At 60.8% G+C, this 16,415-nt stretch carries 17 protein-coding genes; 15 read left to right on the forward strand and 2 right to left on the reverse strand.

Features of this window, described 5'->3' with window-relative positions:
• Nucleotides 1-127: 127 nt before the first annotated feature.
• Entirely contained in the window at nucleotides 128-262 is a 135-nt protein-coding gene (locus ACSQ3F_RS16620) for a hypothetical protein (RefSeq protein WP_436101238.1), read from the forward strand.
• Nucleotides 259-1,482, forward strand: coding sequence for an MFS transporter (locus ACSQ3F_RS16625; RefSeq protein ID WP_436101239.1), 1,224 nt, complete (start codon nucleotides 259-261; stop codon nucleotides 1,480-1,482). The genes ACSQ3F_RS16620 and ACSQ3F_RS16625 overlap by 4 nt, the downstream gene beginning before the upstream one ends.
• 268 nt (nucleotides 1,483-1,750) lie before the next feature.
• Here ACSQ3F_RS16625 and ACSQ3F_RS16630 read toward each other — a convergent pair whose 3' ends face one another.
• Nucleotides 1,751-1,954, reverse strand: a complete 204-nt coding sequence (locus ACSQ3F_RS16630) for a heavy-metal-associated domain-containing protein (RefSeq protein WP_436101240.1) — start codon at nucleotides 1,952-1,954, stop codon at nucleotides 1,751-1,753.
• Between the two features lie 256 nt (nucleotides 1,955-2,210).
• On the opposite strand from ACSQ3F_RS16630, the gene ACSQ3F_RS16635 reads away from it, so the two are divergent.
• From ACSQ3F_RS16635 to ACSQ3F_RS16650, 4 genes are all read left to right on the forward strand, one after another.
• The gene (locus tag ACSQ3F_RS16635) at nucleotides 2,211-2,582 is read left to right on the forward strand and encodes a hypothetical protein (RefSeq protein WP_436101241.1); all 372 of its coding nucleotides are present in this window, start codon (nucleotides 2,211-2,213) and stop codon (nucleotides 2,580-2,582) included.
• 123 nt (nucleotides 2,583-2,705) lie between these two features.
• Nucleotides 2,706-3,110, forward strand: a complete 405-nt coding sequence (locus tag ACSQ3F_RS16640; RefSeq protein ID WP_436101242.1) for a FixH family protein — start codon at nucleotides 2,706-2,708, stop codon at nucleotides 3,108-3,110.
• Nucleotides 3,107-4,531: an efflux RND transporter periplasmic adaptor subunit gene (locus ACSQ3F_RS16645; RefSeq protein WP_436101243.1), complete on the forward strand. Its 1,425-nt coding sequence runs from the start codon at nucleotides 3,107-3,109 to the stop codon at nucleotides 4,529-4,531. Before ACSQ3F_RS16640 ends, ACSQ3F_RS16645 begins: the two co-directional genes overlap by 4 nt.
• Nucleotides 4,528-7,704 carry an efflux RND transporter permease subunit gene (locus tag ACSQ3F_RS16650; protein ID WP_436101244.1) on the forward strand — a complete coding sequence of 1,059 codons (3,177 nt, stop codon included), beginning with the start codon at nucleotides 4,528-4,530 and terminating at the stop codon, nucleotides 7,702-7,704. Before ACSQ3F_RS16645 ends, ACSQ3F_RS16650 begins: the two co-directional genes overlap by 4 nt.
• A 340-nt stretch (nucleotides 7,705-8,044) precedes the next feature.
• On the opposite strand, the gene ACSQ3F_RS16655 is transcribed toward ACSQ3F_RS16650, so the two are convergent.
• Nucleotides 8,045-8,479, reverse strand: coding sequence for a hypothetical protein (locus ACSQ3F_RS16655; RefSeq protein ID WP_436101245.1), 435 nt, complete (start codon nucleotides 8,477-8,479; stop codon nucleotides 8,045-8,047).
• A gap of 261 nt (nucleotides 8,480-8,740) precedes the next feature.
• Between ACSQ3F_RS16655 and ACSQ3F_RS16660 the strand changes: the two genes are divergently transcribed.
• The 9 genes from ACSQ3F_RS16660 to ACSQ3F_RS16700 all read left to right on the forward strand — a co-directional run bounded on the left by ACSQ3F_RS16660 (nucleotide 8,741) and on the right by ACSQ3F_RS16700 (nucleotide 14,730).
• Nucleotides 8,741-9,007 (forward strand): hypothetical protein, encoded by a 267-nt coding sequence (locus ACSQ3F_RS16660; RefSeq protein WP_436101246.1) that lies wholly within the window; start codon nucleotides 8,741-8,743, stop codon nucleotides 9,005-9,007.
• A gap of 138 nt (nucleotides 9,008-9,145) precedes the next feature.
• Nucleotides 9,146-10,600 (forward strand): multicopper oxidase family protein, encoded by a 1,455-nt coding sequence (locus tag ACSQ3F_RS16665; protein WP_436101247.1) that lies wholly within the window; start codon nucleotides 9,146-9,148, stop codon nucleotides 10,598-10,600.
• Nucleotides 10,601-10,631: 31 nt separating this feature from the next.
• The gene (locus tag ACSQ3F_RS16670; RefSeq protein WP_436101248.1) at nucleotides 10,632-11,072 is read left to right on the forward strand and encodes a DUF411 domain-containing protein; all 441 of its coding nucleotides are present in this window, start codon (nucleotides 10,632-10,634) and stop codon (nucleotides 11,070-11,072) included.
• Between the two features lie 23 nt (nucleotides 11,073-11,095).
• Entirely contained in the window at nucleotides 11,096-11,773 is a 678-nt protein-coding gene (locus ACSQ3F_RS16675; protein ID WP_436101249.1) for a TlpA family protein disulfide reductase, read from the forward strand.
• Nucleotides 11,770-12,135 (forward strand): hypothetical protein, encoded by a 366-nt coding sequence (locus tag ACSQ3F_RS16680; RefSeq protein ID WP_436101250.1) that lies wholly within the window; start codon nucleotides 11,770-11,772, stop codon nucleotides 12,133-12,135. Before ACSQ3F_RS16675 ends, ACSQ3F_RS16680 begins: the two co-directional genes overlap by 4 nt.
• 3 nt (nucleotides 12,136-12,138) lie before the next feature.
• Nucleotides 12,139-12,825 (forward strand): SCO family protein, encoded by a 687-nt coding sequence (locus ACSQ3F_RS16685; protein ID WP_436101251.1) that lies wholly within the window; start codon nucleotides 12,139-12,141, stop codon nucleotides 12,823-12,825.
• Nucleotides 12,825-13,703: a DsbA family protein gene (locus ACSQ3F_RS16690; protein WP_436101252.1), complete on the forward strand. Its 879-nt coding sequence runs from the start codon at nucleotides 12,825-12,827 to the stop codon at nucleotides 13,701-13,703. Before ACSQ3F_RS16685 ends, ACSQ3F_RS16690 begins: the two co-directional genes overlap by 1 nt.
• Nucleotides 13,704-13,710: 7 nt before the next feature.
• Entirely contained in the window at nucleotides 13,711-14,445 is a 735-nt protein-coding gene (locus ACSQ3F_RS16695; RefSeq protein ID WP_436101253.1) for a cytochrome c biogenesis CcdA family protein, read from the forward strand.
• Between the two features lie 72 nt (nucleotides 14,446-14,517).
• Nucleotides 14,518-14,730, forward strand: a complete 213-nt coding sequence (locus ACSQ3F_RS16700) for a GDCCVxC domain-containing (seleno)protein (RefSeq protein WP_436101254.1) — start codon at nucleotides 14,518-14,520, stop codon at nucleotides 14,728-14,730.
• Nucleotides 14,731-16,415 lie beyond the last annotated feature (1,685 nt).

Genomic DNA, 16,415 nt, shown 5'->3' on the forward strand with positions numbered 1-16,415 from the left:
GCGTTTCGGGCCATCCATCGCTGCCACTACGGTCGATTTGAAGGTCCATATTGTGGCGCGCACGGCCTTGCCTCATCATATGAATGTTTCTGATCAATCCAAAGCGATCTAATTGGAGCAGAGGCGAATGACCTACACGATAGACAGGACGATTGCCGGAATGCCGTTTGATGTGGTGGTTGAAAAAACCAAGGCAGCGCTCGGCAGTGCGGCTTGTATTCGTGCGCTGAACGCGGGTTTCGCGGCGGACGCAGCCGAATGACGTCGGCGGTCGCACTCGGCCTGAAAGAGAATTGGCGACAGTTCTGCCTGCTGGTTCTGATCAACGCCTTTGTCGGCGGCATGGTCGGCATAGAGCGCACCGTCGTCCCGCTGATCGGAGCCAAGGAATTCGGCATTGCATCGACAACGTTGCTCGTCTCCTTCATCGTCAGTTTCGGCGTCGTCAAGGCGCTCGCCAATCTTGTTTCCGGGCAGTTGGCCGACAAATGGGGTCGCAGGCGAGTACTCGTCCTCGGCTGGCTGTTCGGTCTCCCGGTACCGTTCATGATCCTCGCCGCCCCGAATTGGGAGTGGGTGATTGCCGCCAATGCGCTTCTCGGTGTCAGCCAGGGTTTCGCATGGTCTATGACGGTGATCATGAAAATCGACCTCGTTGGCCCGAGAGGACGCGGTCTGGCCGTGGGGCTCAATGAATTCGCTGGTTATTTTTCAGTTGGGTTGACTGCACTCGCAACTGGTTATTTGGCCGCCCAATATGGATTGCGGCCCGTACCGATCTATCTCGGTGTTGGCTATGCGGTTCTGGGCACCATTCTGTCAGTCTTCCTCGTCAAGGATACAAGCAGTCATATACGCCTTGAGATGAAACAGGCAGCGGATGAGGGGAGAAACCTCTCTTTCCGGGAAGTCTTCCTGCTGACCTCGTTTAAGGATCGAAACCTGTTTGCGGCATCGCAGGCAGGCCTGGTCAACAACCTCAACGACGGCATGAGCTGGGGTATCTTCCCTCTGTTCTTTACAACATTCGGCCTTGGTGTTGAAAAGATCGGCATCTTGAAAGCGGCTTACCCAATGGTTTGGGGAATGCTTCAGGTGGCGACGGGTCCACTCAGCGACAAATGGGGCCGCAAGGGCCTGATCGTCGCTGGCATGTGGATACAGGCAGGTGCACTGTTGCTCACGGCTCTAACGGGCGAATTCAAGTGGTGGCTTGTCGCAAGCATCTTCCTTGGCCTTGGCACTGCCATGGTCTATCCCAGCCTGATCGCGGCGGTCTCAGACGCGTCGCAACCCTCATGGCGGGCTCGATCCCTGAGTGTTTATCGTTTCTGGCGTGATCTGGGCTACGCCGTCGGCGCGCTGTCGGCGGGTCTGATTGCAGACCATTTCGGCTTTCGCTGGGCGATTATCGCGATCGCTGGTCTGACATTCGTCTCCGGAGCCATCGTTGCCGTTTTGATGCATGAACGAAAATCGTAAGTGAGCGAACGGCCAGTGGGCCTGATAAGAATTCGCAGCGTTCACCCTGAACGCGATCGGGTGAGTGGCAGCAAGCCGTCGCCGCCATCGAATAGAACATCCATGCCAAATATCGTCATGGCCGGAGCGCGATTGAAACGTCATTTTTCGAGCCACGGTTGATGTAACGCAAAGCGGCCAGTTCGTTTCAGGGATATTTGAAATACTATTGGCATACGCCCGGATAGTGGACCGCCCCCACGGTCAGCACGCGGAGGCGGTAAGAGGGTCAGCGTCCCGCGTATGACACCGGATATCCGGCTTCCTCGATCGCGTGGCCGATGACGGCAGGGTCGAGAGTCGTCTCGACCGTCGCCTTCTTCGAGGCAAGGTCGACGGTGGCAACCGCGCCGGGGTCGGCGGCCCCGATGGCTTTTTCGACGGTGCCTTTGCAGTGGCCGCACGTCATGTTCGGGATGTCAAACTCATACATCTATTGTCTCCTTTCGATGTCGTTGCCTCAATGTGGGGCTTCCAACGATGGGAAGGTCAAGAGGATGGGTTTCCCGCGGAACGAGATGAAACCGTTTCCAGACTTTTGGTACACGTGACGTGAAAACAATGACTTGTAGGCGAATCCTCGTCAGGATGGCGAACGTTTTCCTAAAATCATTCTTGCTGCATCACGCTGTCGCACATTTTCGTGAGACCGTCTTCCAAGATGGACGGCTCCATGCCAGACTAGAATCATGAGGTTCATGAAAGTCATCCATCGACTGCTGTTCGTGTTCGCCCTGGTCGGGATCATTCTTGGTCCTTTCAGCATCGGGGCGGCCGATAGCGCCATGGCGGCTTCGGGACCGGCTGCTATGGGTGGAATGGTTGGCATGGAGATGCCCGACGACATGCCGTGCTGTCAGGAAAAGAACCCGATCAAGTCCGATTGCGGCAAGGCCTGTCCGCTCGCTTTGATCTGCACGACGACGACCGTCGGCCAGTCGGCGAACGAGCATGCATTGTCCGTGAATTTTACATGGGTGACCCGTCAGTTCCCAATCAGGCCGCATTTCGAACCGGCCTCCGCATTGGTCGACCCGCCAGTACGTCCTCCAAGAGTTTGATCTCACGTCATTGAAGCACGTCGTCGTTTCGGCAAGGGCGCATCATTGCGCCCGAACCGGGCTGAGGGCGATCCATATTGACTGAGGACGCGGCTGCGACCCCGTCCGGATGAGACATTGATCATGAACAAGACCTTCTTCAACACGAGGACCGCGTTCCTCGCTGGCGCAATGCTGTTCAACACCGCCACCGCTTCCTTCGCCGGAGCACAGGACTACGAATTCCAGGCTCTCCAGACCGACATCAAGCAGGGGCCGGATGCGCCCGTCTCCGTGCGGCTGGTCGACAAGCGGACGGGCAAGAGCGTTCCGGACGCAGTCATCTTCACCACGCGGATGGACATGGCTCCCGAGGGCATGGAGATGATGACCACGCCCGTGGAGGTATCGGCTTCGACCGAGCCGGGCGTCTACAACTTCACGACAAACCTCTCCATGGAAGGCGGCTGGCGGTTCCAGATTGCCGCCAAGGTCCAGGGCGAGCCGGAAACCGTGCAGGGCGAACTCGTCCTGAAGGCAACGCCGTGACCGCGCCGCGCGTGATCGCCATGTTCTCCCTCGCCGCGATCGCCGGCGGGGGAGGCTACTGGGCAGGAAAAAACGATATCGGCACGCTGCTCGAACACCTTGGAGCCAGCCAGATGGCCGCCGAGGCGGAACCGATGCGCGAACCAACGGGTGCGGTCATCTATTACAGCCACCCCGACGGCTTCGCCCAGTACTCCGCTAGGCCGAAGAACACAGACGACGGACGGCCATTCCTGGCCGTCCGCGAAAGCGAGGACGTCAGGTTCAGTGCGACGGGAGCCGTGGCTGCGGCGGCCGATCCCGTTACGACAGGTTCTGAACGGAAGGTCTCGTACTACCGGAACCCGATGGGCCTTCCCGACACGTCGAAAGTGCCGAAGAAGGATCCCATGGGCATGGATTACCTTCCGGTTTACGAGGGCGACGATGCAGCGAGTTCGACTGTCAAGGTCTCCATCGGCAAACTCCAGCGCACAGGTGTGAAGACCGGACTGGCGGAAATGACGACCGTCAGCCGGAAAATCCGGGTTCCAGGGACTGTGACGCTCGACGAGCGGATGGTCAGCATCGTCTCCATGCGGGCGGACGCCTTCGTCGAGGATGTGGCCGACGTCACCACGGGCGACAGGATCACCAAGGGAGAGAACCTCTTCCATTTCTATTCGAAGGAGATCGCGACGGCCGGAGCCGAGTACGCGACCGAAATGCGAAACGGCGGGAGTGCCGCAACTGGCACAGGCCCGGCACTCCGCTTGAAGAACCTGGGTGTGCCCGCCGCGATAATCACAAGCATCGCCGCTGACAGGAGGGTACCCCAAAGCATCTCGTACACCTCGCCGCGTGACGGCGTCGTGTTGGAGCGCATGGCTGTAAGCGGCATGATGGCGGAGGCGGGGGACATCCTGTTCAGAATCGCCGACGTCTCGAAGGTATGGGTGATCGCCGACGTGCCGGAATACGAGCTGAGCGCCGTCCGGAAGGGCGCAGTCGTTTCCATCAGAATCCGAAATCTTCCCGGCAAGGTGTTCAAGGGAGCGGTTGATCTCATCTATCCGGAGGTACAGATGCAGACCCGGACGACGAAAGTCCGGATCGAACTTCCCAACCCGGACGGCCAACTAATGTCCAACATGTACGCCGAGGTGGAGATCGAGGGAGGAGCCGGAAACCCGGTCGTCGCCGTTCCCAACAGTTCAGTCATCGACACGGGCGACCGCCAGATCGTCTTCATCGACAAGGGCGAGGGCAGGTTCGAACCGATGGATGTTGCGCTGGGAGTCCGCGGGGAGGACATGACCGAGATCACCAAGGGAATAGCACTGGGCGACCGAGTGGTTGTTTCCGCCAACTTCCTGCTCGATGCGGAAAGCAACCTGAACGCCGCGCTCAGCGCCCTGACGAGCGAAGAGGTGAAGCCATGATCGCGCACATCATTTCATGGTCCGCCCGAAACCTGGTTCTGATCCTCGTCGGCGCGGTGCTCTCGATTGCGGCAGGCGTCTATTCCCTTCGGACGCTTCCCCTCGATGCGATCCCCGACCTGTCCGATGTCCAGGTCATTGTGTTCACCGACTATCCCGGCCAGGCACCGCAAGTCGTCGAGGACCAGGTCACTTATCCGTTGACGACGTCGATGCTGACGGTACCGCGCTCGAGGGTCGTTCGCGGTTTCTCGTTCTTCGGCGTCTCCTTCGTCTACGTCATTTTCGAAGACGGTACCGATCCCTACTGGGCAAGGAGCCGCGTGCTCGAATATCTGAATGCGGCATCGAGCCGTCTTCCAGACGGTGTGTCGCCAAGTCTCGGTCCCGATGCGACGGGGGTCGGCTGGGTCTACCAATATGCCGTCGTCGCCAAGGAACTGTCGCTGGCAGAACTTCGGTCGCTGCAGGATTGGGTGGTGCGGTTCGCTGTTTCCAAATCCGAGGGCGTTGCCGAGGTCGCGAGCGTCGGCGGCTTCGTCAAGCAGTATTCCATCGTCGTGGATCCGGCCCGACTGAGGGCCCAGAACGTGCCGCTGAGACAGATCGCCGACGCGGTTCGCGCCAGCAATCGCGATGTCGGCGGTCGCACGGTCGAAATCTCCGAGTTCGAGTTCATGGTTCGGGGCAGGGGCTATCTGCAGGGCATCAAGGATATCGAGAGCATCGTCCTGATGACCGAGGGCGGGACACCGCTCCGTCTCGGCGACGTCGCGCGGGTGGAAACGGTGCCCGACGAGCGTCGCGGCATCACCGAACTGAACGGAGAGGGCGAGGTCGCCAGCGGCATCGTGCTGCAACGCTTCGGCGCGAACGCCCTGACCGTGATCGACAACGCCAAGAAAAGCCTGGCTGCAGTCAAGGACAGCTTGCCTGCGGGGACGGAAATCCTTCCCGTCTATGATCGTTCCGAACTGATCAACGCCGCTATCGAGACGCTGAAGGGAACGTTGATCGAGGAGTCCATCGTTGTCGCGCTGGTGACGGTCGCCTTCCTCCTCCATGTTCGCAGCGCCCTTGTCGCGATCATCATGCTGCCCATCGGCATCCTGATCGCCTTTACCGCGATGCGTGCACTGGGCATCGGGGCCAACATCATGAGTCTTGGCGGTATCGCCATCGCCATCGGCGCGATGATCGACGCAGCCATCGTCATGATCGAGAACGCCCACAAGCATCTGGAACGTGCTCCACCTGACAAACCGCGGACGGAGGTTCTGATCAAGGCGGCGAGCGAAGTCGGCCCGGCGTTGTTCTTCAGCCTGCTGATCATCACCGTGTCGTTCCTGCCGATCTTCACGCTGGAATCACAGGAAGGCCGGTTGTTCGGCCCGCTCGCCTTCACGAAGACGTTCGCCATGGCGGCGGCGGCCTTGCTGTCGATCACACTCGTTCCCGCTCTGATGGTGGTGTTCGTCCGTGGCAAGATCGTCCGGGAGCACAAGAACCCGCTCAACCGGTTCCTGATCTGGATCTACCGTCCGGTCATATCGGGTGTTCTCCGGGCGAAGACACTCACGATCCTCCTGGCCATGATCGCTTTGGCGGTCACGATCTGGCCCGCCCGCCAGATCGGCAGCGAGTTCATGCCAAGCCTGAACGAAGGCACGCTGATGTACATGCCGACGACCCTGCCTGGGCTGTCGGTCACCAAGGCAGCCGAGCTGATGCAGACGCAGGATCGGATCATCAAGTCCTTCCCCGAGGTCGAGACGGTGTTCGGCAAGGCGGGGAGGGCGCTGACGGCAACCGATCCCGCGCCCACCGAGATGTTCGAGACGATCATCACCTTGAAGCCGAAACATGAATGGCGGCCTGGCGTTACCATTGACAGCCTGAAGCAGGAAATGGATTCGGCGCTTCAGTTTCCGGGCGTCTCAAACGCCTGGACGATGCCGATCCGCGCTCGCATCGACATGCTGTCAACGGGTATCAGGACGCCCGTCGGCGTCAAGGTCTATGGAACCGACCTCAAGGAAATGGAACGGGTCGCTCGCGACATCGAGACCGTCTTGAAGACGATTCCCGGCACGTCGAGCGCCTATGCGGAGCGTGTGATCGGTGGGTATTACCTCGACATCATCCCGGATCGTATGGCTCTGGGACGTTACGGCCTTTCCATCGACGACGTGCAGGACGTCATCGGGATGGCACTGGGGTCCGAGGTGGTGACGTCGACGGTGGAGGGCAGGGAGCGCTATGGCGTCGCCATCCGCTATCCGAGAGCCCTCCGAAGTGATCCGCAATCCATCGCCCGTGACGTTCAGGTCTCTCTTCCCGGCGGCGGCACGGTGCCGTTGGGGGAAGTGGCCGAGGTGAAACTGACGCGGGGTGCCACCACCATCCGGACGGAGAACGGGCAGCTTGCCGTCTACATCTTCGTCGATATCGCCGATCGGGATTTGGGCGGCTATGTCGCGGAAGCGCAAAATGCCGTTGCCAGCAGTGTAACGATGCCTCCCGGATATTCGGTCGCCTGGAGCGGACAGTTCGAATACCTGGAACGGGCCAAGGCACGTCTTGCCATCGTCGTGCCGCTGACGCTCGCGCTGATATTCCTGCTGCTATACCTGAACTTCAAGGCGCTGACCGAGACGCTCATCGTCATGCTCTCGCTGCCGTTCGCGCTGGTTGGCGGCATCTGGTTGATGTGGTGGCTGGGCTTCAACGCCTCCGTAGCGGTTGTTGTCGGCTTTATCGCCCTTGCCGGGGTCGCCGCTGAAACAGGCGTGATCATGCTGATCTACCTCGACCAGGCTCTGAAGGAACGACGTGCCGAATGCGAGGCAGAGAAGCGTGGCTTCACAAGGCTCGATCTCCAGCGGGCGATCATGGTCGGCGCTGTCGAACGGGTTCGGCCGAAAATGATGACCGTCGTCGCGATCATGGCTGGACTGGTGCCGATCCTCTGGAGCACGGGTGCCGGCTCGGAAATCATGCAGCGCATCGCCGTGCCGATGATCGGCGGCATGATCTCGTCGACCATCCTGACGCTTGCGGTGATCCCCGCGATCTACGGGCTGGTCAAGGGATGGCGGCTGCCGATAAGCGCAGCCGCGTGGTCGGCCGATATCGAGGCCGAGCCGGCAGCCCTCAAGGAGGCTGCCGAATGAAAGGAGGATGCCATGATGAACGATATGATGGGCAGCGACATGATGTGGGGCATGGGCCTCGCCGCTGCCATCGGGATCTTTGTGATTGTTCTCGTGATCGCGGCGCTCGTCAAGTATCTGTTCTTCCGCTGAAGCTACTGCATGATTCCTTAAATCGGATTCGATTTAAGGAAAAATTATGCAGCAGATCAAAGTGTTACAGCGACCTTTGCGCGTCTGAAAAGACGCGCGGCGCTGTAAAGCGTGTTGCCGCTTAAGCGCGCGCCAACTCAACCCACGGCCGGGGCGATCTTGCACGAGAGCTCCGGCCTTAGTCGCTAGGCGGCCTATGCCGCTGGTATCAGGCCGGTACCAGCTCGATAATACGCATGATGCTGGGTTTGTCGCTCTTGTTCGTGTCGGTTTCTACGTTTCCGACCGGGCAAAAATAGATATCACCGGGCTGTAACGTGAAAGGTTCCTTCCCTTCGATTTCCGCGTAAAGCGGTGCTCCCTGTATTTCGCAGATATCTACCGTTTTCGATGTGTCAGGGCCGAACTTTGATCCGGGCTGGAAGGTGATTTCCATGAGCAGTGCTTTCGAGAAGCCGGGAACCGGCCCCACAGGCGCTACCTCTTTGAACGTCCTCAATGTTACCCCTGGAGCAAGTTCCTCGACTTTCGCTTCGTTGGCCGACGCGGACGAAGCGCCGCCGAACAGCGCCGCAGCGCCAGCCGCACCAAAGATCAACACCGAACGCCGATCAAATTCAGACTTTGCCTGAACATGTTCCATGCTCTCCTCCTATTTCTCTCGGGAACTGAACAGATGAGAATAGCATTTAACGGCGCAACCTTCCATCGGCACTGGACTAGGCTAACCAGCCGGGCTGCGGGATGTCAGCGCGCGGAAAGACACCGCCACGGCTTGTTTTTGACGCAGTTCGGCGTAATTCTTTATGTTATGACACACTGGTCGGCTCGACAGCTTTTCGCGTTGGTCCTCGCGGTCTTTATCGCAGCGGGGATGAGCCTTTCGGTCGCTCAGGCAAGCAGCATGTCCGCCCAGATCGCGACGATGACTGAGATGGGCATGTCGGCTGAAGGCGGCTGCCAGGATTGCCCCGACCAGCCCGGTGACAGCGGCATGAAGGCGATGAATTGCGGCGTCGCCTGCGCAGCTCCCGTCTTTGCGGTGCTGCCGGCGTCGGTGCTAATACCGACCAGTGAGAGGGCCGCCTGCTTTGCGGTGGATGATTCGCTCCTTCGTGGGAGAGCATTGCTACCCGATCCCTATCCACCACGAACCTCCGACATCGGCTGATGTCCAGGCTGTCGCGCCGAGCGACCGAGCCGGGCAAGCGAACGCATGCGCTGTTTTGCGCCGAGCGGCCGACAAGGTGAGAGACACCGCCAAAAGGCCGATGCGTCCCGTCATCCACGATGATTGGAAGGATCGAACGTGAATACCGAACCCATTGACCTTGTATCGCGCCGGAGTTTGCTCAGGGCCGGCGCTGGGCTTCTATTGACCGCTGCATTGCCGCCATTACCAGCACTCGCAGCGGGGTCCGACGAGTATCGGATCGTCGCCGCGCCAGCCCGTGCGCGTCTTGCTGGTTCAGGTCATCCGGAAACCGATGTCTGGGCCTATGACGGCACCATACCGGGCTCGCTCGTGCGCCTGCGCCAAGGTGAGAAGGCCCGTCTCGTCGTCGAAAACCGACTTGACCAGGAGACCACCGTTCATTGGCATGGCATCAGGTTGCCTAACGCCATGGATGGCGTGCCCGGTCTGACGCAGTCGCCGATCGAGCCGGGCGAGAGCTTCGTCTACGAATTCACCCCGCCGGATGCGGGGACCTTCTGGTATCACCCACATGCCAACAGCCTCGAGCAACTTGGCCGCGGTTTGGCCGGAGCCGTGATCGTCGCGGAACGCGAACCCGTCGTTGCCGATCGTGATCTTCTCTGGTTTCTGGCCGATTGGCGACTGACCTCGGAAGGCGGGATCGCCTCCGGCTTCGGCAACCGGATGGAGGCGGCGATGTCCGGCCGCGTCGGCAATACGGTCACGCTGAACGGCCAGGTCTCGGAAGGGGAACCGGTCCGGGCTGGAGAACGCATCCGCCTGCGCCTCGTCAACGGCTCGCTCGCCCGCATCATGGCGCTGCGCTTCGAGGGGCATACGCCTTTGATCGTCGCGATCGACGGTCAGCCCTGCGATCCGCATGAGCCGGAGCGCGAACGGATTCTGCTCGGTCCCGCCATGCGCATCGATGTCATGCTCGACATGCAAGGCGAGCCGGGGCGGCGCTACGCCGTCATCGACGATTTCTACGACGGCCTGTCCTATCCGGTGACCCAGCTTGCCTATGATGCGGGGCCGCCCATGCGCGACCATCCGCTCGACACCCCGCTCGACCTGCCGCGCAATCCCTTGCCGGAGCCAGATATTTCCTCGGCCGAACGGCACGATCTGACCCTCCAGGGCGGCATGATGGGCGGCGGCGCGATGGCCGGAACCGATAGCATGATGGGGGGAGGGATGATGCACGGCATGATGGACATGGGCGGCGGTCCTGCCTGGGCGATCAACGGCATGTCGATGACCGGCGACGGCCATGCCGGCATGCAGCCCGCCCTGACATTCCAGCGCGGACGCAGCGTCATCCTGGTGCTGCGGAACGAGACCGCCTGGTGGCACCCGATGCATTTCCACGGCCATAGCTTGGCGGTGCTGAGCCGCAACGGCATGCCCGTACCGCATCGCCAATGGCAGGACACCGTGCTGATGGCACCGAAGGACGTCGTCGAAGTCGCCTTCGTTGCCGACAATCCCGGCGACTGGATGCTGCATTGCCATGTCATGGACCACCAGATGACAGGTCTGATGACCGTGCTGCGCGTTGCCTGAACCAAACAGATCTATCAAAGGAGAAACCGAAATGATCCCTACAATCCGCTTCGCCAGCCTCACCGCTCTCATCGCCTTTGCGACACCGGCGATTGCCGAGCCGCTTCAGGCGACCCTCTACAAGAACCCGCAGTGCGGCTGCTGCGAAGGTTATGCTTCCTATCTCCGCGACAACGGCTTCACTGTCGAGGTGAAGCCTACCAACGACCTCCTCGAGATCAGCCATAAGGCCGGCGTGCCGGAAGGAATGGAAGGCTGCCACACGATGTTCATCGACGGCTACGTGATCGACGGACACGTGCCCGTGAACGTTGTCCGCAGGCTCCTCACCGAGAAGCCCGCGATCGCCGGCATCACCCTGCCGGGAATGCCGATGGGGTCGCCTGGCATGGCTGGCACCAAGACTGAAAAATTCGTCATCTACACCGTCACCAAGGACGGCAAGGCACCGCCCGTTTACGCAACGGAATGACGTCGGAACAGGAGGTTAATCCCATGGCTCAAATGACTGACAAGTCATCGAAAACGGATGGCCTAAGGACGGCCGTCCCACGGCGTTGGCTGCTTCTGGCATTGTCGGTCGTGGGTGTTACTGGGCTTGCTGCTCTGATTGCCTGGAAAGCTGGCGAGAACACGAACCAGCTCTCGGCCACGGGGCCGGGCGGCGTCGACCGGCTGCAGAATTTTGTCCTGCATGACACCCCAGCGCCCGTGCCGGAACTTCAGTTCGCCGACGGCGAAGGAAAGCCGCGCTCGCTCGCGGATTTCCGCGGCAAGGTCGTGTTGCTCAACGTCTGGGCGACCTGGTGCCTGCCGTGCCGGAAGGAGATGCCGACGCTCGATCGGTTGCAGGCAGAGCTTGGCGGGAGCGCCTTCGAGGTCGTCGCGCTGTCGATCGATCGCGGTGGAGCAGACGCCGTGAGGAAGTTCTACACCGAGATCGGCATCCAGCATCTCGCCATCCACGTCGATGCATCCAGCCAGGTCGCCTTTGCGTTGGCAACGGCCGGACTACCGACAACATTGCTGTTCGATGCCGAGGGGCGCGAGCTTGGACGTCTGATCGGCCCCGCCGAATGGGACGCACCCGACATGGTCGCATTCCTCAAAACGATCGTCGATCAGGAGGGGGAGCGCCTTGCGCCCCCTCACAATAAGGAGACACCGCTATGAGCATACCAAATTCAGCCGAAGCGCATCCTCGTGCACCGTCCCGACCGCTGGCCGACAGGCTTCCGTCGTGGCTGCAGGGGCGGCGGGGACTCATCGCGCTGACAGCTCTCGCGCTTGGCCTCGGCGCGGCGTTCAACTGGAGCTGGCTGGTCGCGGCCGGTATCGCGCCGCTGCTGCTGAGCGTACTTCCCTGCGTCGCCATGTGTGCCTTGGGACTGTGCGTGAACCGCATGACTGGCTCTCATAATAAGGCATCGTCGATCATCTCCTCGGAAACCGAGGCGGCCGCCGGTTCGCCGGAGAAGCCAGCGTCGTGCTGTTCGTCCGAGCAAAGCGTTGCAGTCACTGCTCTGCGGAGGTGACCCATGCGTGTCCTGCAGTTGGCGGCGCTTGTGATCATGTTGATGGCCTTGATCGCACCAGTCCTGGCGCACTCGCTCGATGAGGTCGATCAGGATCTCCGCGACAGAGAGAAGTATTTCCAGGCCGTCGACAGCGAAGCGCCGGGTTTCACATTGCAGGACGCGCAAGGCCGCACTGTCAGCCTCTCAGGCCTGCGCGGCAAGGTCGTGGTGCTGAATTTCATCTACACGAACTGCCCGGACGTTTGTCCCCTTCATGCCGAGCGGATCGCTGAACTTCAAAAGATGGTCAACCAGTCGCCGATGAAGACAATGGTCGAGTTCGTCACCATCACGACGGACCCGAAGCGCGACACGGGGCCGGTCCTCAGCGATTACGGCCAGGCGCATGGTCTTGATCCCGTGAACTGGGTCTTCGCGACGGCCGCTCCTGGTCAGCCCGAGGACAGCACCCGCAAGATCGCCGAAGCCTATGGGCTCAAGTTCACGGAGGGCGACGACGGCATGCAGATGCACGGGATCGTCACCCACGTGATCGACCAGGACGGCCGTCTTCGCGCCCGGTTTCATGGCATGAAGTTCGAGCCGGTCAATCTGGTCGTCTTCGTCAACGCGCTCATCAACCGGACCCAGAAGCCTCACGGGCATCAGCAGCCGAGTTTCTGGGACAAGCTCAAAGGAGCATTCTGATGATACCCGACGTGCCTAACAATTCGACATCCGGCTCGTCCGGGTTTCACTCCGACACTGCACAAGCAGCCGGGGATGCGGCCGACACGGGGCGGTTGCCCCAGCCCGCGAAGCCGGCGCGTAGCCTGAAATTTTGGGTGTTCGGCTCCTTCGCGCTTGCCGGGATCTCGGCGGTTCTTTCTGTCCTGGCGTTGCTGTTTGCTGCAGGAGTCCTTGCGCCCCTTGGCGACACCACCGGTCTCGAACGCCAACTGCGCTCGTATCTCCTCGCCAATCCCGAGGTGATCGTCGAATCCGTGAACGGCATGGAAGCCCGTCGACAGGACGCGGAAGAGAACGAACTGACTGCCGTCCTCGCGCAGCGCCACGATGAGATCTTCAACGATCCAAATTCACCGGTCGGAGCCAACCCTGCAGGCGATACCACCCTTGTGGAATTCTTCGACTACAACTGCCCGTACTGCCGCCGGGCGACGCCGGTGCTCGACAGCCTCGAGCAAGCCGACAAAGGGCTGCGGCTCGTCTTCAAGGAATATCCCATCCTCGGCCCCGGTTCGGTCTTCGCTGCCCGCGCAGCGCTCGCAAGCCAGAGGCAGGGCAAATATCTTGCCTTCCACAAGGCGATGATGACCTACGGGGGTCGTATCACCGAGACTTCCAGCCTGGAAGTCGCAGCACGGGTCGGACTTGATGTGGAGCGATTGAAGAAGGATATGGAAGATCCTGCGATCGATGAGGCCATCAGGCGCAATATCGCACTTGCACAGGCATTGCGCATCTCGGGCACACCGACCTTCATCGCGGGCAAGGAAATTCTGCGGGGTCTCGCCGATGCCGGCGCGATGAAGCGGTTGATCGCATCGGCACGCGGGAGCTAGGGTGTCGATGTCGGCGATCTCCAATATCGGCCTGATCACCGCCTTTTCGGCGGGACTGATCTCGTTCCTGTCCCCCTGCGTGCTGCCGCTTGTGCCGGGCTATATCTCGTATGTTTCGGGCAATGCGCTCGGCCGGCAAGGGGATGTTGGCGGTGGCCGCCTGGCGACGCTGTTGCTCAGCCTTTGTTTCGTGCTTGGCTTCTCGACCGTGTTCGTGGCGCTCGGCGCGACCGCCACGGCCTTCAGCAGGCTTCTTCTGTTCTATCGATACGAGGCGACCCTGATTGGCGGCGCGATCGTCATCCTGCTTGGCGTGTTCATGACCGGTCTCGTCCGCATGCCCTGGTTCGACCGCGACGTGCGCTTCCACGGCAGCATCCGCGGCGGCCGGCCGCTCGGTGCTTTTCTGCTGGGACTGGCTTTTGGCTTCGGCTGGACCCCATGCATCGGACCAGTGCTCGGCGCGATCCTGACCATCAGCGCGCTGTCGTCGACGGCGTCGGCAGGCATCTCCCTGTTGGCGGTCTATTCGCTCGGCCTGGGCGTTCCGTTCCTGCTGTCCGCGGCTTTTGCCGATCGCCTTATACAGCGGCTGAAAACCGTGCGCCGGCTGGGGCGAACGCTGCAGATCGGCGCAGGCGGGGTGATGGTCGCGATGGGGATCGCCATGATCACCGGCACGATGTCGGCCTTCTCCTTCTGGCTCCTGGAGAATGTGCCGATGCTCGCTCGTATCGGCTGACACGCAAACGATGGATGTTGAGAGTTCAGAAAATTCCTTCCCGGCGCGCGACGCGCAGAAAGTGATACCGCGATGAGCGCTGTCGTTCTCGAATCCGTTCTGACCTGCCCACATTGCGGCTTCGCCAAGCTGGAAACCATGCCCACGGACGCCTGCCAGTTCTTCTACGAGTGTCTCAACTGCAAGACGCTGCTGCGCCCCAATCCTGGGGACTGCTGCGTGTTTTGCTCGTTCGGTTCAGTGAAGTGCCCGCCGATCCAACAGCAGCACGGATGCTGCGGGTAGGAGATTCGAACCCGCATTTGGAGCAGGCAAGCGTAGTGACGAACGCGGATATCGTGGCGAGGGGCGTGACGTTTTACGACTGCCGGGACAAGTCGGGCAGATCGGGGTCCGACGGGACGGTTTCCGGCAGGCCCATGTGCGGGATCCGGAGAGGTACTGGATCGAGATCGCGGGCGGTGGCTGGCCGGTGGGGCGGGACGTCTTGCGGCCATGACCGATCCTTCACGCGGCAGGTTGCGCCCGTGGTCTGGCTGATGTCGGACGGGGCGCTGAAAGCTGCCGCGTTAGGTAGTATAAAAATGTGACACCTCTCAGCGCCCCGTTCGGCGGTTTCTGCCCGCAAACTCGTTCCGCTACGGCCTTTCGGCCCTCTGTGCCCTTGCACGCCCGCAGCAGCAGCATCGGCCTGCGGAGGGGAACCTTCTTGCGAACCCCGGCCTCGGGGACTTCCGTCCTTTCCCCGAACCCGGCGCCGGCCCCGCCTGGCTGCCACGGCTGGCAGTGTATCCGAGGGCGGGACGGGGGGTAGTGTAGGGGAGGTTTTGGGGGGCGGGGATGTTGAGGGTGGCGGAGATCCCCTCACCAACAAAATCTAACACCCAGCCTTTGGCTAAGATGTTGATTTTGTGTCCTCTCCCACTGGGGGAGAGGTAGGGGCGCCGCGCCCTTGCGGCAAAGCAATATCCCCGTTTTGGCGGACCCGTAGGGGATCGGGCGGCCTGCGGCGGGCTCGATTCTGTTTGAAAAGGCGACTGCCCGCGGCTTGGGAATGGATCCCCGGGTTGATCCTCGGGTTAAACCCGAGGACGAGGATGACGGTGGGGCGGAAGGGCTGTCGACAAGCGATAAGCCTGCGATGGCAGGTTGTTTATTTGGAAGCTTGCCCAAGAAGGGGTGTCATCCTCGGGCTTGACCCGAGGATCCAAGCACGCGCATCGCCCGGATGGTAAGCTTTTGGTAGGCTTGGGAATGGATCCTCGGGTCAAGCCCGAGGATGACGACCTTGGGGAGGGAGAGGCTGTCGACAAGCGATAAGCCTGCGATGGCAGGTTGTCTATTTGGAAGCTTGCCCAAGAAAGGGTGTCATCCTCGGGCTTGCCCCGAGGATCCATGCTGCGCACCGGACCCCTCAGGCATTCCGTATCTCCTTCGGAGCAACCACAGCGCGGAAGTTGGGCTTGGTTTGTTCCCCTCTGTACTTTTCAAGCAGTCTGCTTGGACGAATAAACCGCTGAATTCCTGAAGTCGCCTCGCTTAAGGCGGCTACTGCTGTGCCCTCCTGGAAATCATTTCCTTCCGGTCGTTCTGCCTCCCTCTCGCGATCGGTTTCTTTATCAAATCCTTGGGCCGAAGGTCAGCCCGCCCCAAGGCATTCTTTGCGAAGTAAGCAGTCCTGTTGCCGATGGCCATTTCGGGCTTACGGATTGGCCAGTTTCAGTGGTATTTTGACCAGAACTAGCTTCGATTTCTCAGTGGAGGCGACGTGCCCATCTTCTCCGGAAAGTCCAGTGTAGATGAGCACTGGGTCGTGTTTGATTGGACGCGACACAGGGCGACGAGGAACGCCAAGTGCGGCAACAGTCGCTGCGAAGAAGAAAAAGTCTGGAACCCGACCTGCGAGGTGGGCCACGGAGACAAACAACTCCCGGGAGCCAGTCCGAATGAAATGAGAAGTCCGGCCGAAA

This window comes from Pararhizobium sp. LjRoot238, assembly GCF_964252955.1.
Classification (GTDB): domain Bacteria; phylum Pseudomonadota; class Alphaproteobacteria; order Rhizobiales; family Rhizobiaceae; genus Pararhizobium.